Annotated in this window: 7 protein-coding genes; 2 read left to right on the top strand and 5 right to left on the bottom strand. The window is 72.3% G+C overall.

Going from position 1 to position 25,619, the window contains the following annotated elements; genetic code table 11:
- Positions 1 to 119 precede the first annotated feature (119 nt).
- A complete protein-coding gene (locus WME98_RS49760) occupies positions 120 to 1,427 on the bottom strand; it encodes a PAS domain S-box protein (RefSeq protein ID WP_437948538.1) in 1,308 nt (435 codons plus the stop codon).
- 980 nt (positions 1,428 to 2,407) lie between these two features.
- Here WME98_RS49760 and WME98_RS49755 point away from each other — a divergent pair.
- Complete coding sequence (locus tag WME98_RS49755) at positions 2,408 to 13,558, top strand: amino acid adenylation domain-containing protein (RefSeq protein ID WP_437948536.1); 11,151 nt, start codon at positions 2,408 to 2,410, stop codon at positions 13,556 to 13,558.
- Between the two features lie 159 nt (positions 13,559 to 13,717).
- On the opposite strand, the gene WME98_RS49750 is transcribed toward WME98_RS49755, so the two are convergent.
- From WME98_RS49750 to WME98_RS49740, 3 genes are all read right to left on the bottom strand, one after another.
- The gene (locus WME98_RS49750; RefSeq protein WP_437948535.1) at positions 13,718 to 14,944 is read right to left on the bottom strand and encodes a flavin-dependent oxidoreductase; all 1,227 of its coding nucleotides are present in this window, start codon (positions 14,942 to 14,944) and stop codon (positions 13,718 to 13,720) included.
- A 59-nt stretch (positions 14,945 to 15,003) separates the two neighbouring features.
- Positions 15,004 to 16,203: an MFS transporter gene (locus WME98_RS49745; RefSeq protein WP_437948534.1), complete on the bottom strand. Its 1,200-nt coding sequence runs from the start codon at positions 16,201 to 16,203 to the stop codon at positions 15,004 to 15,006.
- A 349-nt stretch (positions 16,204 to 16,552) separates the two neighbouring features.
- Positions 16,553 to 18,634 (bottom strand): hypothetical protein, encoded by a 2,082-nt coding sequence (locus tag WME98_RS49740; protein WP_437948533.1) that lies wholly within the window; start codon positions 18,632 to 18,634, stop codon positions 16,553 to 16,555.
- 1,037 nt (positions 18,635 to 19,671) lie between these two features.
- Here WME98_RS49740 and WME98_RS49735 point away from each other — a divergent pair.
- Positions 19,672 to 20,322, top strand: coding sequence for a hypothetical protein (locus WME98_RS49735; protein ID WP_437948532.1), 651 nt, complete (start codon positions 19,672 to 19,674; stop codon positions 20,320 to 20,322).
- Between the two features lie 91 nt (positions 20,323 to 20,413).
- On the opposite strand, the gene WME98_RS49730 is transcribed toward WME98_RS49735, so the two are convergent.
- Positions 20,414 to 25,477, bottom strand: coding sequence for a protein kinase domain-containing protein (locus WME98_RS49730; RefSeq protein ID WP_437948531.1), 5,064 nt, complete (start codon positions 25,475 to 25,477; stop codon positions 20,414 to 20,416).
- Positions 25,478 to 25,619: the final 142 nt, after the last annotated feature.

The raw sequence follows: 25,619 nt of genomic DNA, 5'->3' as shown, positions 1-25,619 counted from the left end.
AGACCTCTCGCTGGCGCTGGCCTGGAACGGCGTGGGGCGCCGGCGCAGGCGGCGCGACGGGCGGGCCCGTCACGCCGCGGGAGGGCGAGCGGTTCGTAGAGCTCCCGCGCCCCGCTCCGTCAGGCCAGCGTCCCCCGCGCGCCCGGCCGGGAGAGCGCATAGGCGATCCCGCCCTGGAGCGTGCCCCGCGTGACGATGTTCCGCAGTTCGACGCCGAGGCCGACCATGGTCTGCGCGACCTCCGCGCGGATCCCGGTGAGCACCACCTCGGCGCCGAGCAGACGCGCCCCCTGCGCCACGCGGATGAGCGCGTCGGCCACCTTCGTGTCGACGACTTTTACACCCGTGATGTCGACGATCGCGACCGTCGCGCCCGAGGACGAGAGCCCCTGCAGCAGGGTGTCCATCGCCTGCTGCGCGCGCATCGTGTCGAGCACGCCGATGAGCGGCATCACCACCACGTGGTCGGTGATCGGGATGAGCGGCGTCGACAGCTCGGCGATCGCCGTGGCCTGCAAGCGGATGAGCTCCTGCTGCTGCTCCGAGCGCATCCGCTCCGCCTCCTTGCGCGCCGTGATGTCGGTGTTGATCTCCATGATCAGCGCCTGTGCATCCCCCGGGTCGGCCTGCGCGACCCACCGGCTCTCGACCATGATGGTCCCGCCGTCGCGCCGGGTGTGCTCGAGCTCCCCCTGCCAGTGGCCCTCCGTACGCAGCGCCCTTTCGATCGCGGGGAGCGCCGCGGGGAAGCGCGTGCCCAGGAGCTCATGGGATCGCGCCCCGATCGCCTCGGCGGCGGCGTAGCCGTACATCCGCTCTGCCCCCTGGTTCCAGTAGGCGATCGTGCCGTCGAGCGCCCGCAGGAGGATCGCGTCGTGCGCGAGATCGAGCAGCCGCGCTTGCCGCTCGAGCAGGGCAGTCTGCCGGTCGCGCTCCTCCTCGGCCGCCTTGCGCGCGGTGATGTCGTTGTTGATCTCGAACACCGTCTCGGGCGCGCCGCTCGGGCCCCGCCGGAGCACCCACCGGCTCGAGACGATGACGACCCCGCGAGGCGTCGTGTGCTTGAGGTCTCCCTCCCAGCGGCCCGCCTCCAGCAAGGAGCGCTCGATCGCGGGGAGCGGCGCGGGGAAGGCTGTACGCAGGAGCTCATGGGAGGCGCGCCCCACGGCGTCCTCGCGGCGGATGTCGTACATCCGCTCTGCGCCCCTGTTCCAGTACGTGATCACACCGTCGAGGCGCCGGACGAGGATGGCGTCGTGCGCGATGTCGAGCAGCTCCACCTGCTCCCGGAGCGCCCCGATCTCCCTCTCTCTCTCGATCTCACGCGCGGAAGCGGCGTGAAGCAGCCGCTCCAGCTCGACCGTGCGATGCTGGAACACGTCGAGCTCGGCCGCTGCTGTGCCGCTCGGTGCGCTGCTGTTCGACATGGTTGCTTGTCCCCCCCTCTCGCCCCCCAAGGATCCCCACCGCCAGCGCCGAGCTGGAGCGTGCCATGGCCGCGAGAAGCTAGTCCGCGTCCGACTCGCCTGTCAAGATGCGGTGTCATCGTAATCTGCTGGAGGACCGGTGATCGCCGCGGCGCGCCCAGGTTGGTTCCGTCGGGGTCCGGTGGCTTGCGGCCAGACTCAGCGGCTCGGGCGCACGCGATCGAGCCATGCTCCGGCGCCGTGCACGCCGGTGGGCCCACGGCCCGTACCGGAGGAGGGAGGGCGATCGCCTCTGCACCCGCCGGCCATAACGATGCCCGCGATCGTGCCATTACGTATTTTTGCGCGAGCGGAACGGTATGCAGAAAACCGTTCCGCTCGACCCGGCCATGAATCTGGAAATTCGAGCTCGTCGATTTCACCGGAGCCCGGACTTCCCGGCGGCTCGGCGCGCCGCCGCGGCGGATGGATCCCCACCGTCCCACGCGTGCTCTGTCCCGAATACGACCCCATGCCGCCGCGCGAGCAAGGTTCGGACGTCATGCGCTGGAATCGACCCGGAAGGTGGGGAAGGGGACCAACACAGGGCGCGCCGGCAGCTGGCTTGGTGTATCCGCCCACAAGAGCATGAGTCGAGGCCGTGATCTCGAGCGCGGATACGCGCCGTCCGATCGCCGGCGGCCGCGATGGTCCAAATACGAACTGGCGTTGCGGTGTCCCTACTGCATACTGCGCAGCGTCCGCTTCGCGCCACGTCGCGATGCGGCCGACAGCGCGGCTCATGAGCTTGAGATCCGCTTGGCGCCGGCTTCTTCTGGCCAGAAGCCGACCAGCGGCCGTGATGCCTGACGAGCGTACGATAGATCAACAAGCACGGTGTGCGTGAAGGTGCGTGCGCGTCGAGCGTCTCGACGCGGCGTAGGCAGGTCCACGCGCGCCGATGCTACCGACCCCTACCAGCAACAGGGAGGTCATCCGCGATGAACGAATTGAGCACTATGCCGCTCTCTCTGGAGCAAGAATGCGCCTTGCGGCTCGACCGGGGCCGCGGCGCCGCGCCGGGCCCGGTGGAACGGGGCGCGGCGTGGCTGGACGGCGCGCTGGACGTGCCCAGGCTGGTCCGCGCCATCGAGGGGCTCGCGGCGCGCCAGGCGATCCTGAGGACGTCCTTCGCAGAGCGCGATGGACAGCCGGCGCAGGTCGTCTCGCCGCGGGCGGAGATCGCCTTTCGTGAGGTGGATCTCGGCGCCGAGGGGCAGCCGGCCTCGGATGCGTCGGCGCTCGCGATCGCCCGCCGGGAGATCGCGCTGCCGCTCGATCTGGAGCGCGGTCCCCTCTGGCGCGTGAGCCTCATCCGCGTCCATGCGCAGCGCCACCTCCTCGCGCTCTCCATGCACCCGATCCTCTCGGACGGCGAGCCGAGCGCAGCGCTGTTTTTCTCGGAGCTGTTCGACGGCTACCACGGAATCGAGCGGCCGGCGCCGCCGATAGGTTATCAGGGCTACGCGCGGCGACAGCGGGAGCACAGGACCGCGGCGCTGCTCGACGCGCAGCTCGCGCACGTCCGCCGCGAGCTCGCGGGGGCGCCGGAAGCGCTGGAGATCCGGACGGATCGGCCGCGGCCCGCGGCGCGGACCTTCGCCGGAGGCTCGGTGGCGCGCGCGCTCGATCCGGAGCTCGCGCGCGCGCTCCGCGCCCTGGCGCGGGAGGAGGGCGTGCCGCTGTCCGCGGTCCTGCTCGCGGGAATGCACGCCGTCCTGCACCGGTATACAGGCCAGGACGACGTCCTCATCGGCGTGGCGCTGTCCGGGCGAGACGAGGAGACCCAGGGCCTCATCGGTCCGTTCGGCAACCTCGTGGTCGTGCGGGGCAGGCTGGGCGCGGATCCGAGCTTTCGAGCGCTCCTGCGCCAGGTGCGCCGATCCCTGGAGGAGGCGAAGGAGAACGGCGATCTCCCCTTCGCATCCCTGGTCGAGCGGCTGGCGCTGCCGCGCGATCCGAGCCGCCCCCCGCTCGTCCAGGCCACCTTCTCCAGCGCGCGCGGCGCGCTCGCGCCGAGGAGAGGCGCTCTGCTCACGCTGACGCCGGCGGCGCTCGAGGCGACCGAGGTGGCGTTCGAGCTCGCCGTCCGCGTCGAGGAGACCGACGCGAGCGTGATCGCGCGCATCGATTATAACCGCGATCTCTTCGAGCGCGCGACGGTGGAGCGGCTGCTCGGGCACTGGGCGGCGCTGCTGGGCGGCGCCGCGAGCGACCCCGCGCAGCCCGTCTCGGCGCTGCCGATCCTGACCGAGGAGGAGCGGCGCACGCTGCTGTTCGGGTGGAACGGCGGCGGGGTGTTCGATCCGCCGCGCGATCGGCTGCACGAGCGGGTCGAGGCGCACGCCCGTCGCGCCCCGTCCGCCGTGGCGGTGGCCTTCGAGGGGCGCCGCCTCACCTATGCCGAGCTGGATCGGCGGAGCAACCAGATCGCCCACCTCCTCCGGGCGAGCGGCGCGGGGCCCGACGTCCCGATCGGCGTTTGCCTGGAACGCTCGCTCGAGATGATCGTCGCGCTGCTCGGCGTCCTCAAGTCCGGCGCCGCCTATGTCCCGCTCGACCCGTCGTATCCCGAGGAGCGGCTCGCCTTCTTGCTGGAGGATACCCGCGTCCCCGTGATCCTCACCGAGGAGCGCTTCGCCTCCCGGCTGAGGAGCGGGAGCGCCAGCGTCGTGTGCCTCGACGCGGATCGGGCCGTGATCGAGCGACAGCCCGAGGGGGAGGTGGCGCCCGCGCCGGGCGAGGGCCCGGAGAACCTCGCGTACATCATCTATACCTCGGGCTCGACCGGGAGGCCCAAGGGGGTGATGGTCACCCACGCCAACGTCGTTCGCCTCTTCGACCATACCGCCGGCGAGGTCGGTTATGGCGAGCGCGACGTCTGGACCCTATTCCATTCGTATGCCTTCGATTTCTCCGTCCTGGAGATCTGGGGCGCGCTCTGCCACGGCGGGCGGCTGGTCGTGGTGCCGTTCCTCACGAGCCGCACGCCGGACGCGTTCCACAGGCTCCTCGGCGACGAGGGGGTGACCGTCGTCTGCCAGACGCCCTCGGCGCTCCGCCAGCTCATCCACGCCGACACCGCGGCCGATCCATCGCTCCGCGACCGCCTCCGGCTGCGCCTCGTGATCTGCGGCGGCGAGGCGCTCGACGTGGCCGCGCTCAAGCCGTGGTGGGACCGCCGCGGGGACGAGCGGCCCGCGATCCTCAACATCTATGGGCCCACCGAGACGACCGTGTTCGCCACCCGCCGCCCGATGGGCATCCCGGACCTAGAGCGGCCGTGGTCGAGCTCGATCGGCCGCGCGTGCCGCGACGTCCAGGTGCTGCTGCTCGATCGCCACCGCGCGCCGGTCCCCGTCGGCGTCGCCGGCGAGATCTACATCGGCGGCCCCGGCGTGGCCCGCGGCTACCTGAACCGCCCCGAGCTCACGCGGGAGCGGTTCGTCGAGGACCCCTTCCGGCCCGGGCCGGGCGCGCGGCTGTACCGGACAGGCGATCTCGCGCGGTACCTCCCGTCGGGCGAGATCGAGTTCCTCGGCCGGATCGACGATCAGGTGAAGATCCACGGCCACCGCATCGAGCTCGGCGAGATCGCGGCGGCGCTGGGCCAGCACCCCGGCGTGCGCGAGGTCGCGGTCGTGGCGCGCGAGGACGCGCCGGGCGACCGGCGGCTCGTGGCGTATGTCGTCCCGCGCCCGGTCGAGGGCGCCTCCGCCGAGGGCGAGCAGGCGCTCGTCCCCGCGCTGCGCGCCCTCGCGCAGCGCCATTTGCCGAGCTACATGGTCCCGTCCGCCTTCGTGTCGCTCGACGCGCTCCCCACCTCGCCGAACGGCAAGGTCGACCGCAGGGCGCTCCCTGCGCCGGGCGGCGCCCGGACGGGGCTCGGGACCGCCTTCGTGGCGCCGCGCTCCGAGCTGGAGGAGGCGCTCGCCGGCCTCTGGAAGGAGCTCCTGCGCGTCGAGCGCGTGGGCGTCAACGACAGCTTCTTCGAGCTGGGCGGCAGCTCGCTGCACGCCGTGCAGCTGTTCTCGCGGCTCCGCAGCGGCTTCGGGCTCGACATCGGCTTTCAGGAGCTCTTCGCGCACCCGACCGTCGCCGGGCTCGCCGCGCTGGCGGAGGGGGGCGGCCGCGCGGCCCCCCGGGCGGAGCGTGCCATTCCGAGGGGCGCCCGGACGGGGCCAGTCCCCCTCTCGTTCGCCCAGGAGCGCATGTGGTTCCTCCACCGGCTCGCGCCGGAGAGCAGGGCCTACAACTGCCTTTGTCCCTTCCGCCTCACCGGGGAGCTCCACGCCCCGGCGCTCGACCGGAGCCTCCGTGAGCTCCTCCGCCGCCACGAGATCCTGCGCACGGTCTATACCGAGATCGACGGCCTGCCCGTCCAGATCGTCGCCGAGGACGCCGCGTTCCGGCTCGAGGTCGCGGACCTCCAGCACCTCTCCGAGGGGGAGCGCGAGGCCCAGGCGGCGCGGCTCCTCGACGCGGAGGCCCAGCGGATCTTCGATCTGAAGCGCGGGCCCGTGTTCCGGGCGGGGCTGCTGCGGCTCGGGCCGCGGGATCACGTCCTCTGGCTGCACATCCACCACATCGCGGTCGATGGCTGGTCGCTCGAGGTGGCCTACCGCGAGCTCGCGGCGCTCTACGACGCCTTCTGCCGGGGCGCTCCCGCTCCCCTGCCGGAGGCGCCGCTCCAGTACGCCGATTTCGCCGCGTGGCAGCGAGAGCAGCTGACGGAAGAGAGCCTGTCGGAGCTGGTCGCCGGCTGGAAGCAGCGGCTCCTCGGCGCGCCGCCCCTGCTCGAGCTGCCGAGCGATCGCGTCCGGCCGCCGGTCCAGACGTTCCGCGGCGCGACGATCCCGTTCCAGCTCGACCCGGAGGTCGCGAGGGCCATCCGCGACCTCGGCGCGCGAGAGGGCGTGACCGTCAATATGGTCCTCCTGGCCGCGTTCGCGGTCCTGCTCCACCGCGTCACGCAGCGCGACGACCTCCTCGTCGGGCTGCCGAGCGCGGGCCGCGATCTCGCCGAGCTCGAGGCGGCGATCGGCTTCTTCGTCAACGTGGTCCCCATCCGGATCGACGTCTCCGGCGTGCCGTCGTTCGAGCAGCTGCTCCGCCGGGTGAGGGCGGTGTGCCTGGACGCGTATGCGCACGACAGGCTCCCGTTCGAGCGGCTCGTCCAGGAGCTCCAGCCGGAGCGCGACCCGAGCTACAGCCCGCTCGTGCAGATCGTGTTCGCGCCGCAGCCGCCCGCGGAGCGCGAGCTGCACCTCGCCGGGGTCGAGGCGCGCGCCGTCGACACGGACACGAAGAAGACGATCTTCGATGTCTCGCTCTATGCCTGGGAGAGCGCCGGCGGCGTCGCCGGGATGCTGGAGTACAGCACCGATCTGTTCGAGCGGTCGACCATGGAGCGGACGCTCACGCACCTCTTCACGCTGCTCGCGGCCGCGACCTCGGATCCCGCGCGGTCCGTCGCGACGATGCCGCTGCTCCCGGAGCGCGAGCGGCACCGGCTGCTCGTCGCGTGGAACGACACCGGCGCCGATTTCCCGCGCGATCAAAGCGTCCTGGCGCTGTTCGAGGAGCAGGTCGCGCGCGCGCCGCACGCCCCCGCGGTCGTGTCCGAGGGCGGTTCGCTCACGTATGGAGAGCTCGATCGCCGGGCGAACCAGCTCGCGCGCCGCCTGCTCGAGCTGGGCGTCGCGCCCGACACCCTGGTCGCGATCTGCGCGGAGCGCTCGCCGGAGCTGGTGGTCGGGATCCTCGGGGCCCTCAAGGCGGGCGCGGCGTACCTCCCCGTGGACGCCGCGATCACGGGCGAGCGGCTCTCGTTCATCCTCGCGGACTCCGGGGCGCCGGTGCTCCTCACGCAGGCGCACCTCGCCGATCGCCTCCCGCCGTTCGCGGGCGCGGTGATCCGCCTCGACGCGGACGCGCCGGCGCTGGCGGCGCTGGAGGCGCGGGACGGCTCGCGCCCGCCGGCGTGCGCGGGCCCCCGGGACCTGGCGTATGCCATCTACACCTCGGGCTCGACCGGCCGCCCGAAGGGCGTGCTCGTGGAGCACCGGAGCCTCATGAACCTGGTGGCGTGGCACGTGCGGCGCTTCGCCGTCTCCCGCGAGGATCGCGCGACCCTCGTCGCGAGCCCGGGCTTCGACGCGTCGGTCTGGGAGCTCTGGCCTTACCTGTGCTCGGGAGCGTGCCTGTTCATCCCCGGGGAGCCGCTCCGCCGCTCCCCGGACGAGCTCAAGGCGTGGCTCCTCGCGCGCGGGATCACCGTCTCCTTCTTGCCGACGCCGATGGCGGAGGAGCTCCTGCGCCTCGACTGGCCTGCTTCCGCCGCGCTCCGGTACCTGCTCACGGGAGGAGACAAGCTCCGCGTCTGGCCCGACGCGCGGCTCCCCTTCGAGGTCGTGAACAACTACGGTCCGACCGAGGGGACCGTCGTCGCCACCTCGTGCGGCGTGCCGAGGGCGCGGCCGGACGGCGGGACCGCGGCGGCCGACCCCTCGATCGGCCGCCCGATCGACAACATGCGGGTCTACCTCCTCGATCCGCGCGGGGAGCTCGTCCCGGTGGGCGTGCCCGGCGAGCTGTACCTCGGGGGCGCCGGCATCGCCCGCGGGTACCTGAACCGGCCCGAGCTCGACGCGGCGCGGTTCCTCCCCGATCGGTTCTCGGACGAGCCGGGCGCGCGCATGTACCGCACCGGCGACCGCGCCAGGTGGCTCCCCGACGGGAACATCGAGTTCCTGGGGCGGGTCGACAACCAGGTGAAGATCCGCGGCTATCGCATCGAGCTCGGCGAGATCGAGGCCGTGCTGCGCGAGCACCCCGCCGTGGAAGAGGCCGTCGTGGTGGCGCGCGAAGAGCCGACGGGCAACAAGCGGCTCGTCGCGTACGTCATCCCGCGCCTCGACGACGGCGGCGACGCGGAGCAGACCCCGGCGCTCCAGGCGGAGCACGTCTCGGCGTGGCAGGCGCTGTACGACGGCACCTACGGGCAGGGCGGCGCCGGCGTGGATCCGGCCTTTAACATCACGGGCTGGAACAGCAGCTATACCGGAGAGCCCATCGACGCCGGCGCGATGCGCGCGTGGCGGGACCACACGGTCGAGCGGATCCTCTCGTTCCAGCCGCGGCGGGCGTGGGAGATCGGCTGTGGGACGGGGCTCCTGCTCCTGCAGCTGGCCCCGCAGTGCGCCGCCTACCTCGGCACGGATTTCTCGGAGAAGGCGGTCGCGCTCCTCCGCCCCGAGCTCGCGCGCGGCACGCTCGCGCACGTGTCGCTGCAGCGCCGGGAGGCGAACGACCTCCGCGGCATCGAGCCGGGCAGCTTCGACGTGGTGATCTTGAACTCGATCGTCCAGTACTTCCCCAGCGCCGATTACCTGCGCTCGGTGATCGAGGGCGCCGTGCGCGCGACGGCGCCCGGCGGCGTCGTGTTCCTGGGCGACATCCGGAGCCTGCCGCTGCTGGAGGCGTTTCACACCTCGGTGCAGCTCCACCGCGCGCCCGCGGGCGCCACCGCGGCCGAGCTGCGGGCCCGGGTGGAGCGGGCGGTCGCCGGCGAGGAAGAGCTCGTCCTCGCGCCCGAGCTCTTTCACGCGCTGCGCGACGAGATCCCGGGCGTGGAGCACGTCGAGACCTGGCTCAAGCGCGGCCCCGGCGCCGACGAGATGACGCGCTTCCGCTACGACGTTGTCCTGCACGTCGGCGCGGCGCCCGAGCCGGCCGCTGTCGGCCGATCGCTGGACTGGGCTGCCGCGGAGGGCCTCGATGGCGTCGAGCGGGCGCTGCGCGAGGCGGGCTCCCTCGGGCTCGAGGTCCTGGGGATCCCGAACGCGCGCGTGCACGCCGACGTGACCGCCGCGCGCCGGCTGCGGGAGGCGGGCGGCGACGAGCCGGCCGGCGCCGCCGGGGCGGCGGCGGCCGCGGTCGATCCGGAGGCGCTGTGGGCGCTCGCCGCGCGCCTCGGCCGTTCGGTCCGGATCACCGGGTCGAGCACCGCGGGCCCGGGCTGCATGGACGCGCTCTTCGAGCCCGCCGAGGGCGCGCCGCGGCCGCGGGCCTGGATGCAGTCGCGGCCCGGCGCGGCCTTGCGGGCGCGGTCGCTCGCGAACAGCCCGCTCCGGCGGCCGAAGACGCGCGCGATGCCCCGAGGCCTGCGCGAGCTCGCCGCGGCGAAGCTCCCCGACTACATGGTTCCGGCCGCGTTCGTGAAGCTCGACGCGCTGCCGCTCACCGCCAACGGGAAGGTCGACATGGCGGCCCTCCCGGCCGACGACCGCGCGAAGCCCGCGCCGCGGGCGGAGGCGCCGGCGCCCGCCTCGAACGTCGAGGTGGTCCTCGGCGAGATCTGGCGCGAGGTGCTCGGCCTCGACGAGGTCGGCCTCGACGATGCGTTCTTCGATCTCGGCGGCCATTCGCTGCTCCTCGCCCGGGTCCGCGCCGGCATCCGGGCGCGGCTCGGCGAGGACGTACCCATCATGGACCTGTTCCAGTTCCCGACGATCCGCAGCCTCGCCGTCCACCTGAAGCGGGGCCCTCGGGCGGCGGCCCCGGGCGACGGCGCCGTCGGGAGGCGCGCGCCCTGCGCCGCGGCGCCCGCGGTCGAGGCCCCGGCGCGGGGGGCGCTGCCCGAGAACGCCATCGCCATCATCGGAATGGCGGGGCGCTTCCCGAAGGCGCGCAGCGTCGGCGCGCTGTGGTCGATGCTCAAGGACGGGATCGAGGGGATCTCCTTCTATTCGTCCGAGGAGCTGCGGGCGCTCGGCGTCGATTCGGAGCTGGTTCGAACACCCGGGTTCATCCCGGCGGCCGGCCTGCTCGAGGACGTCATGTGCTTCGACGCGGCGTTCTTCGGGTACAGCCCGAGGGAGGCCGCGCTCATGGACCCGCAGCAGCGGGTGTTCCTCGAGTGCGCCTGGGAAGCGATGGAGAGCGCCGGGTACAACCCGCTCGCGACCCCGAAGCCGATCGGCGTGTTCGCCGGGAGCGACGCCCCGAGCTACTGGATCGAGCGCGTCGGGCCGCCGCCGGCCGCGCCGAACTCGGAGCACGCCCGGATCTACACCGGGAACGTGACCGACTCGCTGACCACGCGCGTGGCCTACAAGCTGGGGCTCCGGGGGCCCGCGGTCAGCGTCATGACGGCGTGCTCGACGTCGCTCGTCGCGGTGCACCTCGGCTGCCAGAGCCTCCTCACCGGGGAGAGCGACATGGTGCTCGCGGGAGGCGTCGGCGTCCTCTCGCCGAAGCGGATCGGCTATCTCCACGAGGAGGGCGCGGTCACCTCGCCCGACGGCCATTGCCGGCCCTTCGACGCCGAGGCGAGCGGCATCGTGGCCAGCAACGGCGTCGCCCTCGTCGTCCTCAAGCGGCTGAAGGACGCCCTCGACGACGGCGACACGATCCACGCCGTGATCCGCGGCTCCGCCGTCACCAACGACGGCGCGCTCAAGGTGGGGTACACGGCGCCGAGCCTGGAGGGGCAGATCGAGACGCTCGCCCGGGCCCACGCCGCTGCCGGCGTGAGCCCGGAGAGCATCGCGTACGTGGAGGCGCACGGCGCGGGCACGCGGCTCGGCGACTCGATCGAGGTGGCCGCGCTGTCGCGCGCGTTCCGGAAGGCGACCGACCGAGTCGGGTTCTGCGCGCTCGGCTCGGTGAAGAGCAACCTCGGCCACCTCCGCGCGGCCGCCGGGGTGACCGGCCTCATCAAGGCGGCGCTGGCGCTGGAGCACGAGCTCATCCCCCCGACGCTCCACTTCCGCCGCCCCAGCCCCGAGATCGACCTCGCGCGCAGCCCGTTCTTCGTCAACGCCGCGCCGCTCGCCTGGAAGCGCGGCGGGGCCCCGCGCCGCGCCGGGGTGAGCGCCTTCGGCATCGGCGGCACGAACGCGCACGCCGTGCTCGAGGAGGCGCCGGCGCCGGCGCCGTCCGGCCCGTCGCGGCGCCGTCAGCTGCTCGTCGTCTCGGCGAAGACGCCCGCCGCCCTCGAGAGGAGCACCGATCGTCTGGCCGAGCACCTGCGGCGCGCGCCGGAGGGCTCGCTCCCCGACGTCGCCTTCACCCTGCAGCGGGGCCGGGCGCCGTTCGCGCACCGCCGCGCGGTGGTGTGCGCGGATCCGGCCTCGGCGGCGGCCTCCCTCGGCCGGCGCGACCCGGACCGGGTCGTCACGGAGGTCGCCGGCAGGCGGCCGCCGGAGGTCGTCTTCCTGTTCCCCGGCGCGGGCGCGGAGCGCGTCGGCATGGGGCGCGAGCTCTACCTGCACGAGCGCGCCTACCGCGAGAGCATCGACCGGTGCGCCGACCTCTTCCGTCGCGAGCTATCGGTCGACGTCCGCGGTCGGCTTTTCCCGGAGGCGCCGGGGCGCGCCCCCGGCGACGGCGAGCTCGGCGCGCCGCGCCTCCGCGCGGCCGCGCTCTTCTCGACCGAGGTCGCCTTGGCGCAGCTCCTGATGTCGTGGGGGATCCGCCCAGCGGCGCTGTTCGGCCACGGCGTGGGCGAGGTCGTCGCCGCGCACGTCGCCGGCGTGCTCTCGCTCGAGGATGCGGTCGCGCTGGCCGCGCTGCTCGGGCGCGCCGAAGAGGAGGCCGCGGGGCCGCTCCTCGCGCGCATCGCCCGGCGGGCCGCGTCGATGGCGAGGCGGGCGCCGAGCATCCCCCTCGTCGGGAGCCTCGCCGGCGACTGGGTGACCGAGGCCGACGTCGACGATCCGTCGACTTGGGCCCGGCTCCTCGCGGGCTCGGCGCGCGCGGACGATCGCATCGCCGCGCTGCTCGCCTCGGCCGATCGCGTCCTCGTCGAGGTCGGGCCCGGCGCCTCGCTGGCCGCCCTGGCGGCGCGCCACCCGGGCGCCGGGCGACCGGCCGCGACCACCCTTGCGGGCCCAGGCGACGGCGACGGCGATCTCGAGGTGTTGCTCGGCGCGGTGGGCCGGCTCTGGTGCGCCGGCGTCGACGTCGACTGGGCCGCGTTCTCCCGGGACGAGCGCCGGCGGCGCGTGCCGCTCCCCACGTACCCGTTCGAGCGCGTCCCCCACGCGCTCGACACCACCTGCACCGTCGGCCCGGCCACGGTGCGGTCCGTGTCGCCGAAGATCTGGAGTCCGCCGGAGTCGTCCGGCCCTCGCTCGGGCTCGCCGGGGAGCGCGCGGCTGGCGGAGGCATTGCCCCCGGACTCGCCCGCGCCCGTGAGCGCGGCGCTGACGCAGCGGAGCGGGAGCGCCGCGCTCCTCCCCGACAGGCGCGGGCCCGGGCAGCTCCTCGTCACGCTGCAGGCGGGGGCGCCGGACGCGGCGCCGCTGTTCCTGCTCCCGCCGCTCGGCGGCACGGTGCACGCCTATCGCCCCCTGGTGCAGCGCCTGGGCGGCGAGCTGCCCGTCCACGGGATTCAGCCCACCGGCGCCGCGCCGGGCGAGCCGGGCTTCGCGTCGATTCCTGTAATCGCGGCCCGGTGCGTGGACGAGATCCTGCGCGTCCGGCCCGAGGGACCGGTTCTCCTGGGAGGGCATTCGGCCGGCGGCGTCGTCGCGTACGAGGTGGCGCAGCAGCTGCTCGCGCGAGGGCGCAAGGTGCCTTTGCTGGTGCTCCTGGACACGGGCTTCGACCCGCGCGCGCGGGAGCGCTCTCCTGCGAGCGGCCTCGCCCACGAGATGGCGAAGCTCGAGGCGGTCGCGTCGCGGAGGTACCGCGGCTTCGTGGCGGCCATGGAGGACGACGCGCGGCTCCGCGCCGAGGTCGCGAGCACGTGGCAGGCGCTCGCGAGCTACGAGCCGCAGCCGACGGACGCCAGCGTCCTGTTCCTGCGCGCGCGGGAGCAGGTCAGCCCGGAGGACGCGGTGGCCGCCAACGCCTGGATGGAGCTGTCGCGGGCGGCGTTCGCCCTCCAGGTGGTGCCCGGCAACCATTTCACGATGATGGAGCCGCCCCACGTCGCGCACGTCGCCCGCGCGATCCAGCAGCACCTCGCGGCGGCGGTGAGGCCAGCCCTCGCCGACGCGCTGGAGGGGCGGGCGCTCCGGAGGTCGAGGGCCAGGTCGCTCGGCGCGGGGAGCGGGCCTGAGAGCGGGCCGCCGTCGCATTGAGGCGCGTTGTCGAGACGCGGCGAGTCGGCATCCGGCGATCTCGCCGGTCAGCCGGAGGAGAGCGAGATCGAGACGGGACGAGCCTCTCGTCGTCCGGAGCAGCCTCGGTCTTGAAAAGAAGACGCCAATCCGGCCTTCCTGGAGAGCGCTGCCGCCGTCTCACGCGGCGGGCTCCGAGGCGCGCTTCAGGCCGGTCAGCACCTTGTAGCGGGCGGCGATCGCCTCCAGCTCGCCGGGGGCGAAGACGTCCTCGATGCGGTCGAAGCCGTCCGGCGCGCGGTCCTGGGCGATCTGCATGCACTGCTCCGGGCCGTTGCCGCGATTGGCCGCGACGATGGCGGCGGTGGCGGGCAGACGCTCGGCCTCGTAGGCGGCCAGCGCCTCCACCGGATCGGCGTGGGCGGCGAGCGCGCGGACCAGGGCGCGGGCGTCCAGGATGGCCTGGCTCGCCCCGTTGGAGCCGATCGGATACATGGGGTGGGCGGCGTCGCCCAGCAGCGTCATGCGCCCATGGCTCCAGCGCGGCAGCGGATCGCGATCGACCAGCGGGAACTCGTAGATCGCCTCGGCCTCCCGGATCAGGCCGGGCACATCCAGCCAGTCGAAGCGCCAGGATTCGAACCTGGGCAGGAAGTCGGCGGGGTCGCCCCGCCGATTCCAGTCCTCCCGCCGCAGGCTCTCGGCGACGGCGAGCTCGGCGATCCAGTTGATCCTCTGGCGGCCGTCCGGCCCCGGCGGGGAGATGGGATAGGCGACGAACTTCTGGTCCTGATGCCCGGCCATGATCATGCTGGCGCCGGTGAGGAAGGGCGCGGCGAGCGTGGTCGCCCGCCACAGGATGCGGCCGCCATAGACCGGCGGCCCCTCGTCCGGATAGAGGCGGGCGCGCGCCGCCGAGTGGATGCCGTCGGCGCAGATCAGGAGATCGGCGGCGACCTTCCGGGCCACGCCCTCGCGGTCGAGGAAGCGCGCCGCGATGCGGCCTCCGTCCTCCTCGTGGTCCGTGAGGCGCCGGTCGCAGATCACCCGGTCGGCGCCCAGCCGCTCGACGGCGGCGTCGAACAGCACGCCCTGCAGGGCGCCGCGGTGCAGGGAGATCTGCGGCGCGGCGTGGCCCGCGAAGCGGCCGCGCGGCTCGCCCCAGATGCGCTGACCGAAGCGGTTGTAATAGACAAGCTCCCGGGTCGCGACCCCCTGGGCCAGGAGGGCCTGGACAAGGCCCAGCTCGTCCAGCACCTCGCCGGCGTGGGGCAGGAGGTTGATGCCGACCCCGAGCGGCAGGAGGGTGGGCGCGGCCTCGAACACCGTCACCTCGTGGCCCGAGGCGTGGAGCGAAAGAGCCGCGGCCAGGCCGCCGATCCCGGCGCCCACGACGATCACCTGCATGAGATCCTCCCCAGCCACGCGGCTCGGCGCCGCCGCTCGTTCAAGCCGCCGCCCTCTCCTCAATCACCGGCATAGCGGCCGCGGATGGTCATCAACGCCACCGCCATCCCGGCCGACAGCACCACCGGCACCATGGCCATGGCCACGCCGGCGGGGCCCCAGCCCTGTCCCAGCAGGTGGCCCGCCACGAGCGGCCCGCCGATGGAACCCAGCCGGCCGGCGGCGATGGAGGCGCCCGTGGCCAGCCCGCGCGCCGGCGCCGGGTAATAGAGCGGGATGACTCCATAGAGCGAATACTGCGCGCCCAGCAGGAAGAAGCCGGCCAGGCCGGCCAGCGCCACCACGGGCAGCAGGCTGTCGGACATCGCCAGCCCGAACAGCGACAGGCCCAGGGCGGGATAGGCCGCGATGATGGGAAGTCGCGGCCCGAGCCGGTCCACCAGCGCGCCGATGGCCCAGCAGCCGACGACGCTGCCGACATTGAAGCCGAAGGCGGCGCCAGCGCCCCCCGACCCGCCCAGGCCCTTGGCCGCCACCAGCGACGGCAGCCAGTTCAGCAGCAGATACAGCACCAGCAGCGTCATGCCGAAGGTGAACCAGGCCAGCAGCGTGACCAGCAGCCGGCCATCGCCGAACAGCGCCTGCGCGCTGCCCGGCCGCTGCGCGCCGCCGGCCGCCGCCGCGCGGCTGTCGGGCATCAGCCACGCCATGACCGGCAGCAGCAGCAGCGGCAGCACGCCCCCGGCCAGGAAGATGCTGTGCCAGCCGAACCGACCCATGAGCCCCGCCGCGAACAGCGCCGCCAGCGCGCCGCCGACCGGCATGCCGCTGAACATCAAGGTGGTGGTGCGGGTCCGCCGGTCGGGCGCGGCCATCTCCAGGGCGACGGCCACCAGGCTGGGCATCGCCGCCCCCATGCCGGCCCCGGCGAAGAGCCGGAAGAGGCCCAGCGACAGCGGTCCACCCGCCACCAGGGTGGCCAGCGTGAACACGCCGAAGACGCCGACGGCCGTCATCAGCAGCGGTTTGCGGCCCATGCGGTCGGCCATCCAGCCGCCGGCGAGCGCGCCGCAGACCAGCCCGGCCATGCCGGCCCCGAACACGACGCCGGCCTGCCCGGGCGTCAGGCCCAGGGCGGGGATCAGCTGGGGGGCGGCCACGCCGATGGCCTGGATGTCGAACCCCTCCAGCAAGGCGATCAGGAAGCAGAGCGACAGCGTGACGGCGCCGCGCGGCGCGTGAGGGGGCGATGCGCCCATGGGGAGACCTCCCGTTTCCGTCTCATTGCCCGGGATTGTTGCAGCTGGCCGCAGCCTGTACGGATGCGGTGACTCCGGTCCAGGAGATCCTGCTCTCGTCGACCCAGCGCTCGGCGCAGCTCGACGATCGCCGTCCTTCCTCGCATCACCCGGTGCAGGTGACTGCAACGACTTCGTACCCAAGTCCTGTGGCTCCAGGCATAGGCATACTCGCCTATGCCTCGGTGCCAGGCGTCACGCGCATGCCGGCGGACCGGGCGATTCGGGTGGGGGTCGAATTTTGTGGTGTTGCAAGGCAGGACGCCGGCGTCTCCGCGCCGGCGTCCTGCTCACGAGAGGGCGACGCGGATCAGTTCTCGAACCGGATGTTGTCCATGTAGTAGGGGCCGGAGTTCGCGGTCACGTTGAAGATGAACTGCAGCTTCACGTCGCTCGGCGCCGCGTTGAGCGCCGTGACGGTGGCCGCCTGGAGCTGCTGCGGGAACGTGACCTCGTTGAACTCGCCCCGGGTGAGCCCGTTGAGCATGACGTTGCCGACCCACTGGTCGTGGATGCCGGCGGACGGGATCGAGATCATCACAACCAGCTCGCCCACCCAGCTCGGGTTCGGCTGTGCCTTCGACACGAAGAGAGAGAGCTTGATCTTGTTGCCCACCGGCGTGAGGCCCGAGGTGCTGAAGTTCGGGCTGAAGATCGTGTTGAACGAGCTCGGGGTCCGGACCTCCAGCGACGCGATGCCCTCCGTCACCCGGCCCGTGTGGGTCGCGAGCAGGGCCTGCGTCGAGGTCCACGCGCCCGGCTTCTCGAACCCGAGGGTCGTGTTGTTGACGAGGAAATGCTCCATCACCTTCTCGCGGTACGGGAGGAACGTCTTGAGGACGGCATTGGAGAGGATGAAGCGCCGCGGACCGTTCGGGTCGTTCTTGTCGACCTCCACCGTCTTCTCGGAGGTGTGGGTGAAGACCAGCGTCTTGGGGAACGGGCTCGGCAGGCCCACGTCGAGGTTGCTGCTCGCGCTGTTGGTGGCGTCCACGGGCTCATGGCACCCCGCGCAGGAGAGGGACTGAGCGCGCCCGATGATCTGATCCACGGACGGGTTGGTGGGCGTGCCGGACAGGTTGCTGCCCATGGCGATCAGCTTGTTCGCGATGTTGGTCCTGAGGGTCGACGTCCCGCTGCCGATCGCGTTCAGGTAGTTGTTCTGGAGGGGGATCATCAGGCTCTCGCCCGCGTTCATCGCGTCGGGCAGCGCTGACGGGTACGCGAAGCGGTTCACGTCGTCGGCCGCGGCGAGCCTCTCGACCATGTTGGGGAAGACGGTGCTCTGGAAGCTGGTGACCCGCGAGTCGCCCGAGATGCCGGGCGCGAAGAGCTTCGCGGCCGGGTTGTCCTTCACGAACGACGGGATGACGTTGAGCGAGGGGCTGCTGCTGGTGCCGTGCGTGAGCCTGAACTCCCGGAGCGGCCAGGCGTCGAACGCCTCCTGGAACAGGAGGAACTCGTTGGTCCGGATCTGGCCGTTGTTCGGGCCCGGCGTGTGGCCGTAGTTGTCGATGTGGATCACGGGGCCGACGCCCGACGCGGGCAGGCCGTTGAAGTAGAAGGACTTCAGCTCAGTCGCCCGGGTCGCCGCGGTCTTCGAGGGGTTCGACTGGTTCAGCCAGAACTCGACGATGGGCCGGCAGCCTTGCCGGCCGAGGCTGGGGCTCGGGTTGGGCAGCCGGCCCTCGAAGATGATGAAGCTGCGCCGAAAGGTCTGGTCGGGCCTGGCATCGCTGGAGTCGGGGTGGCCCGACTTCCGCGCGAACACGATCCGGTACTCCCCGCAGTGGGCGCCGTTCGGAGGGGCGAGATCGAAGCGGTTCGCCAGCGTCGTCGCCATGTACGCGTTGTCGCCGGCCGTCGTGGAGAACGGATCGATCCCTGAATCCTGTCCGATGGTCCGGGGGCAGCGGACCGGCCATCCGTTGATGGACCCCGGCGAGGGCGTGTCGCCGGGCTGCGGGGGAGGAAACACATCGTTCGGGTTGGCGGCCACGGTATCGCAATGCGGGACGGAGGGGTAAAGGCCGGGGGCTGCCCGGTACGTGTCCATGAACCGCTGGAACAGCGTGAGGGGCGTGAGGCCCGGGACGCCCGACTGGGTGACCAGCTGCTGCAGGACATCCTTCAGCGAGAACTGGGACACGATGTCGACTTCGGTGACGGTGAGCGACTTCAGGGGCTCGATCGGAAACGGCAGCGAGAGCGCCTCGGCGGCCTCGCCGAGATCGACCTCCGCCGCGTCGAGCAGCGCGCTCGGGTCGTCCAGCTCGCCGTCCCCCGGCGCGAAGTCCGAGCACGCGGCGGGCAGGAGGGCGAGCGCGGCCAGCGCGGCGTGCCGCGCCCTCCGCCATGCCCCGGCGGAGCCAGGGACAGACCGCGAGCGCACCGAAATGCTCGAACTCGAACGCTTGGAAAGCATGAGACCTCCTGGAAACGACGATGATGACGAGCCGCGCCCCCGGTGGGCGCGCGCTCGAAGACGAAGAGAGACGGAGCCTAGGCGAGCGCGGGAGAACACCGCACGTCGGCCGGATGAGCGGGATAAGCACGCTCGCCTGGGCTGGTCGCGTGCCGCCGTCGTCCGCGCCGGTTGCAGCGCGGCCTTCGGGATGCTCGGAGTCAACGCTCCTGCGATGCCCTGCCCGCGCGCCGTCGCGCACGCGGTGAGCCACGACCGAGCGCGACGGGAATATGAATGCTGTTTGCGTTCGGGGCAAGCATTACATTCTGTCGCGAGCTGATCTGTTCCTGGCTCGCGCGCTGCCGCGAGATGCTGTGATCGGTGCACAAAATGGGTGACGCCGGCGCGGTTCGCCGCGCCGGCCCGTGCCGTGGGTTCACCAGGCCGGGCACGCCGCGCGATCGCCGGGGCAGGGCGGGGCGCTGGCCGCGCAGAGCGGAGATCGGGTTACCTGGAGCTCATCATCCGTTCGCGAGGGCCGCCCGGGTTCCCCGACCTCGCCTGGGTCGCTCCAAGGTGGGTCGGGTCGGGGGCCGGTCCGTGCATCGAAGAAGCCGCGTCCACGCCACAGGCTGCGGCCGTGGCGGGAAGATGCGTCTCTAGGTGCCAGAACCGAGCCAACCATGGCGAGGGCGCTCCTCGCGGGCCTCGACCCGACCCACGTCGACGTCGCCGCGGCGGCGCCCGCTGGCAAAGTTTGCCGCTCTGGCAAGTTTTGCCATCGTGCGACGGCAGAGGTTGCCATGTCGCCGCCGCGCCCATCCGCCGCCGAGCGACGCGGACGAGGCGACATCGCGGCCGTACGACCCGCCTCGATCCCGGGCTCGCGGCCAGGAGCGGACGTCCGGGGGAGGGGCCGCCGGGCATGCGGTCGCGCGGCGGCTCCAGGCCCCACGTTTGCTGGACGAGGGCACGCCTGGATTGCGTGTCTCGTTCGCAGAGCGATACGCTAGGAGATGGTGATGAAAAGTAGTATTTGGATCGGTTGGCTCCTGTCGATGATGGCCCTATCCACGTTGGTGGCGTGCGGCGACGGCGACGACGAGCCGACCAGCAGCGGCAGCACCGGCACCATCATGGGCGACGGCGGAAGCGGCGGGGGCGGCGGCGGCGGGGGCGGCGGCGGCGAAGCGGGAAATCCAAGCGGCGTGCAGGCGTGCGTGGATATCTGTGAGCAGCACAAGATGTACGGCTGCGATCCGCCGGACCTGGACTGCGATGGGTCCTGTCGCATCACCATCGGGTTGACCGGCTCCGCGTGCGATGACGAGATGGCCGCGATGTATTCGTGCGAGCTGCCCGGCGCGCCCTCGTGCAGGCGGCCCGACGAGTGCAGCGACGAGCACGACGCGGCGTTCGCGTGCATCGAGGCCAGCGGGTGCTGGGGGCTGAATTGCACCTACCCGAACGGCCTCGATGGCAACGAGTGCACGTGTGCGTCCACGTGCCTCGGCAAGAAGCACGAGGTCGACTGCGGCCCGTCCGCCGACGGCACGACGAGGTGCGCGTGCCTCGTCGATGGAGTCGAGGTCGGGACGTGCGAAGGCGCGGTGAAGGAGGTGTGCCACCTGAAGCAGGGCTGTTGCAACGAGCTCTTCAACATCCCTCGATGACCCGCCTCCGCCCGCCGATGCGCCTCCCCGCCGCGCTCTCGCCGCCGCGCTCGCCCTCGAGCGACGCGGCGCCACGCGCCCCGGCCGCTCCTCACCGCGCGCGCGCGCCGAGGGGCGCGCCGCGGCTCCCCACCCGCTGCAGGGCGTAGGCGATGCCGCTCTGGAGCGTCCCCTGCGTCACCACCGAGCCGAGGTCGATCTGCAGGGCGGTCAGCGTCTGGGCGACGTCGGGGCGGATGCCCGTGATCACCGCCTGCGCCCCGAGCAGCCGGAGGGCGACGGCGGTATTCATCAGGGTGCTCGCGACGTCGGTGTCGACCGTCCTCACGCCGGTGATGTCGATGATCACGACCTCGGCGCCGGTCGACTCGACCCCCTGGAGCGCCGTGCTCAGGACCTGCTGCGCCCGCTGGCTGTCCATCATCCCGATGAGCGGCATGACCATGATCCGGTCGGTGATCGGGATGATGGGCGTGGAGAGCTCCGCCAGGCGGGCGTTCTGCACGCGGATGATCTCCTCCTGGAGCTCGGCGCGGGCGTGCTCGCTCCGCTCCCGCTCGGAGAACTCGACCCGGAGCCGCTCCTCGGCGCGGTGCAGCGCCTCCGTGCGCTTGTGCAGGTGCGCGTACAGCACCGCGTTCTCCACCGCGGTCGCCGCCTGCGCCAGGAGGAGCTTCGAGAGCTCCAGCCGGGCCGACGTGAACACGTTGGTGGCCGTGCTGTTCTCCAGGTAGAGCACGCCGGTCGTGCGCCCCTGGTGCACCATCGCCAGGCAGAGGATCGATTTCGGGTCGTTCGCGGCGACGTAGGCGTCGGCGGCGAAGCGAGGCTCCTGGCTCGCGTCGGCGAGGACCACCGGTAGCCGCGTCCGCGCGACGTACTGCACGATCGACGACGGGACCTCGGCGCTGCCCTCGACCGGGACCGGGTGACCCACCCGCGCCGTGCTCGGATCCACCGTGATGATCGCCTCGATCACCAGCTGCTGATCGCGCTCCAGGACGAGGACCCCCTTCTTCGCCCCGGCGTTCTGGAGCGCGATGTCGAGCAGCCGGTGGACCACGCTGTCGAGGACGACCTCGCCGGCGATGGCCTGGGCGGCCCGGATGACCGCCTCGACGTCGAGCACGCTGGTGCTGAGCCGCGTGGTCGAGGTGGTCTGCACCGTGGTCCGGGCGAGCTCCAGCATGCCGGGCGGCGCCGACGTGAGATCGACCCTCGTCACGAGGTGCGGCGCCTCGGCCGCCAGGCGGTCCGCCTTGGCGGTCGCCCCCCACTGCATGTAGCCGTGGTGCGCGTCGGTCATGTAGGCGCGGGCGCACCGCGTGAGGCCGCTCCCCCCGTAGAACCTCGCGGCGAGCTCGCTCGCGATCGCCTGGTCGCGCGTGAACCCGGCCTCCTCGGCGCCCTCGATCGCCCGGTCGTAGAGCAGCGCCGCGGCGTGGCGGTCGTCGCCCGAGACGCGCGCGAGCTCCGCCGAGACGAGGAGGTGCTTGTGCCCGTAGGTGCTGGGGCAGCGCTCGGCCCAGCGGGCGAGCCTCTCCCGCTGCGCCGCGATCGCCGCGACGATCCGCTCCCTCTCCGGGGCCGGCGCCCCGTCGCACGCGGCGGCGAGGCTCAGGCACGAATAGAAGACGAGCTCGGTCGCCCAGAAGTTGTTGGCGCTGCCGGCGGTCATCTTCTCCACGGCGGCCATCAGCGAGCGCGCGGCCCCGTGGTCGCCGTAGAGAACCGCCAGCTGGATCTTCTGCACGTGGTACCAGGCGGCCACGTAGGTGAGCTCCGGGACCGAGATGGCGCTCGCGAACGCGGCCTCGTCGAAGGCGCCGTCGCTCAGCGTGTGCGCCCCGTCGGTGCGCCCCGCGAGGTTCGCGGCGACCTGCTTGGCGCACGTGAGGATGAGCGTCGTGAGCTTGTCGTTGGTCCGCCGCATCAGCGCGAGATCTTGCTCGATCTCCTCGGCCACCGCGCCGAGATCGTCGCCGAGCGCCAGGCTCGCCGAGACCATGTGAATGCAGCAATAGGACGAGTACGCCAGATCTCCGGACTCCAGGCCGGCCTGCCGGGAGCGGGCGAGGACCTTGATCGTGTCCCGGAGCGGCTCGAAGAAATGGAGGATGGACGCGTAGGTCGTGAGCAGCATGCACGCGATGCGCGGGCTCGGGATCCGCTCGTGCAGCTCGATACCGACCTTGGCGAACTCGTACGCTTCCTTGAACCGGTCCTCCGTGGTCCTCGGCGCGAAGACGCCGTCGATGAGGAGCACCGCGTAGAGCACGTACGCGTACGCCGAGGTGCTCGCGTGGCCGTGCTCGATCGCGAGGTTGATCTGCATGATGAGCGTGAGCGGGCCGAGGACCGGCAGGCCGAGCGCGGAGGCGGGCTGCGTCAGGTCGGCGAGGAGGCGGAGGACGGCCTGCTTCTCCGGATCGGCGGCGGTGGGAAGCCGCAGGAGGTCGGCGATCGGGCGGCCTGCGAGGTGGGCCTGCATCGCCTCGAGCTCCCTGCCGAGCCGCGCGCCCTGCTCCTCGGCGCCCCTGGGGATGTCGACCCCGAGCAGCGCGAGGGCCTCGAGCCCGCGCGCCACGACGTCGGAGAGCTCGCCGCGCATCAGGTGGAACGACATGCGCAGGTTGAGGACCTGCGCGCTGTCGAGCCGCGTCCTCGCGCGCTCGAGGAGCTCGCCGAACAGCCGCTCGCCGGCGTCGAACTTGCCGGTCAGGCACAGGCACTCCGCGAGCCCGAGGGCCAGCGCGAAGGCGAGCTCGTGCTGCTCCTCCCAGCGCCGCGGCCCGAGCGCCGTGGTCCCGGCCTCGAAGTAGCTCGCGGCCGCCTCGTACGCCGCGCCGGCCTTGGCCTTCCTGCCCGCCTCGAGGTTCAGGCGCGCGAGGGCGACGCGCTCTCCCGGCGCGGTGATCCGCGCCATGCCGAGGTTCATGTGGGTCGCGATCTCGAACAGCTTGCCCTCGGCGTCTCCGGGGTCGCCCTCCGCGCGCAGGAGCCGGCCGATCTGAAGGTGGACCTCCTGCTTGCGGGCGTCGTCGAGGAGCCGGTAGGCCGCCTGCTGCACGCGATCGTGCAAGAACCGGTAGGTGGCGTCGACCGAGAGCTCCGGCTCGTCCGCCTCGCCGGCCATCGCGCCGCTCACGGCCGCGTCGAAGAACCTCGAGTCTGCGCCGACGGCGAGGATCAATCCCTCGCGGAGCGCCGCCGAGAGCTCGTCGGCCACCGCGCCGCGCGGCTTGCCGGCCACGGTCGCGAGCGTCTTCAGGTCGAAGCGGTAGCCGATGCACGCGGCGAGCGTGAGGGCGCGCTGCGCGCGCTCGTCGAGCTCCCGGAGCCTGCCGGCCATGAAGTCGACGACGTTGTCCGTGACCTTCCTCTCCTGGATGCGCGGCAGATCCCACGTCCACGCGCGCCGGGCCGGGTCGAAGGCGACGAGCCCCTCGGCGTGGAGCGCCTTCATGAACTGGTTCATGAAGAACGGGTTGCCGTGGGTCTTGCTCATGACATGGCGCGCGAGCGGCTCGGCCCGCTCCGGATCGCAGGAGAGGGCGTCGGCGAGGAGCCGCGTCACCACGGGGAGATCGAGCGGCCCGAGGTCGATCTCGGCGACGCTCACCCCGGCCTTGCGCAGCTCCGAGAGGGTGATCGAGAAGAGGTGGCTCTCGTCGACCTCGTTCTGCCGGTACGCGCCGATCACGAGCAGGTGCTTGATCTCCGGCGCGGTCAGGATCTGCTCGAGGAGCTTCAGCGACGCCGGATCCGCCCATTGCAGGTCGTCGAGGAAGACGACGAGCGGGTGCTCCTGGGCGGGGATGGCGCTGCAGAATTTCATGAAGGCGAGGTGGAATCGCGCCTGCGCCTCGGTCGGGCCGAGCGGGTCGACGCCCGGCTGAGGGCCGAGGATGAGCTCGAGCTCGGGGATGAGGTCGATGAGGAGCGGCGCGTTCTGCCCGACGGCGGTCGCGATCTTCTCCGTCCAGAGCCCGAGCGCCTCCGCCGGCTCGGTCAAGAGGGCGCGGACGAGCTCCCGGAAGACGTGCGCCACGGCCGCGTAGGGCACGGTCCGGTTGATCTGGTCGAACTTGCCGGCGACGACGTAACCCTTGCCCTGCGCGACGGATTTCTGGATCTCGCCGACGAGGAGCGACTTGCCGATGCCGGCGTGGCCGGACACGAGCAGGAGCTCGCGCGCGCCCTTTTGAATGCGCCGCCACGCGCCTTCGAGGACGGCGAGCTCGGCCTCGCGGCCGTAGATCTTCTGCGGGATCCGGAGCTCGTCCACGTAATCGTGGCGCGCCAGCTCGAACGGCTCGATCCGCGGCCCCGCGTCGAGCTGCGCGAGGCACGCCGCGAGATCCATCCTGAGCCCGTAGGCGCTCTGGTACCGATCGTCGGGGCTCTTCGCCAGGAGCTTCATGATGATGTCGGACACCGGGCGCGGCACGTCGGGCGAGATCTGCGCCGGCGGCGGCGGGAGCCTGGCGATGTGGCAGTGCACGAGCTCCAGGAGATCCTTCGTCGGGAAGGGGAGCCTGCCTGTTGCCATCTCGTACAGGGTGACCCCGAGAGAGTAGAGATCGGTGCGCAGGTCGATGACGCGGTTCATCCGCCCGGTCTGCTCCGGCGACATGTACGCCAGGGTGCCCTCGAAGGCGGCGGGGCTCTTCGAGCGCTGCGCCTCCTGGGAGAGGCGCGTGGCGCTGCCGAAATCCATGATCTTGGCGCTCCACGTGGACGCGTCGACCATGATGTTCTGCGGTTTGATGTCCATGTGGACGACGCCGCTGCGATGGACGGATTCCAGCGTGCTCGCGGCGGAGATCGCGATCCGGAGCGCGTCCTGGAGGGTCAGGGAGCGCGCGCCGATGAGCTCATGGAGCGTGCAGCCCCCGGCGTCTTCCATGATGAGCGCAAGGCTCGCCCCTATCTTCACGACGCCGAGGACCTTCACGACGCCGGGCAGGGCGAGCTCCTTGGCGATGGCGTATTCGTAGCGGAGCCTCGCGACGTCGGCCGGGGCGGGGCGATCGTTCCTGAGGCGCTTGACCGCGACGGGGGCGCGGTCGTCGTTTCGGTATCCCCGGTACACGGTCGACGCGGCGGATTCGTGGATGAGGCCCGTGAGCGTGTAGCCGGGGATACCTATCATGAGCTATTTGTAGAGCGCTTCTCTGCGCTGCATCAAGCGTCACCGCGCGCTCGACCGAGGTAACACGTGGTGGATAAACGTGGCACCGATGGGCGGGTGTCGTGAGGGTGGCTGGACGCGCGTGTCATCAGCTGTCGAGTGG

Origin of the sequence: Sorangium sp. So ce296 (assembly GCF_051529605.1) — a bacterium.
Taxonomy (GTDB): domain Bacteria; phylum Myxococcota_A; class Polyangia; order Polyangiales; family Polyangiaceae; genus Sorangium; species Sorangium cellulosum_D.
Note: the sequence above shows the minus strand (reverse complement) of the source record. Positions and strands in the feature narration are given on the sequence as shown.

Bases quoted from the DNA above. Each gene is read 5' to 3' on its own strand.
- WME98_RS49760 (WP_437948538.1), bottom strand. From the start codon at position 1,427: ATGTCGAACAGCAGCGCACCGAGCGGCACAGCAGCGGCCGAGCTCGAC.
- WME98_RS49755 (WP_437948536.1), top strand. From the start codon at position 2,408: ATGAACGAATTGAGCACTATGCCGCTCTCTCTGGAGCAAGAATGCGCC.
- WME98_RS49750 (WP_437948535.1), bottom strand. From the start codon at position 14,944: ATGCAGGTGATCGTCGTGGGCGCCGGGATCGGCGGCCTGGCCGCGGCT.
- WME98_RS49745 (WP_437948534.1), bottom strand. From the start codon at position 16,203: ATGGGCGCATCGCCCCCTCACGCGCCGCGCGGCGCCGTCACGCTGTCG.
- WME98_RS49735 (WP_437948532.1), top strand. From the start codon at position 19,672: ATGAAAAGTAGTATTTGGATCGGTTGGCTCCTGTCGATGATGGCCCTA.
- WME98_RS49730 (WP_437948531.1), bottom strand. From the start codon at position 25,477: ATGATAGGTATCCCCGGCTACACGCTCACGGGCCTCATCCACGAATCC.